The following is a 366-nucleotide window of genomic DNA, read 5'->3' on the forward strand; positions in this document are numbered from 1 at the left end:
TAGGCGACTACGCGGGCCCAGACCTGCTCAGGATCGAGTGGATGCTGAGGTGATGGTGCCTTGGGGAAGGTATCGAAGGCCTGGCGTGGTGTGATGTGCATTTTGCCGATAAGCAGTGATTGGTGCCGTCGTCGTTCGTTGTAGACCTGGCGGTATTCGGCCAGATATGTGTTGACCTCAGCAAGGCTGACTGGGTGGCGTGCATCGAGGAACTGGGTCAACGTGCGGTGAGAGCGTTCGTCTTTTCCCTGGGTTGTCGGGGCGAAACCAGCAATAGCAAGTACACCTTGGCTGGCGAGCCAGGTTTCAGTAGCAGAGAGAAAACCACGGTGGTAGGTGGCGAACGCATCGCCATTGTCGGAAAGG

At 57.4% G+C, this 366-nt stretch carries 1 protein-coding gene; it reads right to left on the minus strand.

The window, feature by feature from the left end; translation table 11 throughout:
- Positions 1 to 366, minus strand: a 366-nt coding sequence (locus tag HMPREF2526_RS07545; RefSeq protein WP_148139562.1) for an integrase core domain-containing protein, incomplete at both ends; no start/stop codon positions are given.

This window comes from Corynebacterium sp. HMSC070E08 (assembly GCF_001808895.1).
Taxonomy (GTDB): domain Bacteria; phylum Actinomycetota; class Actinomycetes; order Mycobacteriales; family Mycobacteriaceae; genus Corynebacterium; species Corynebacterium hiratae.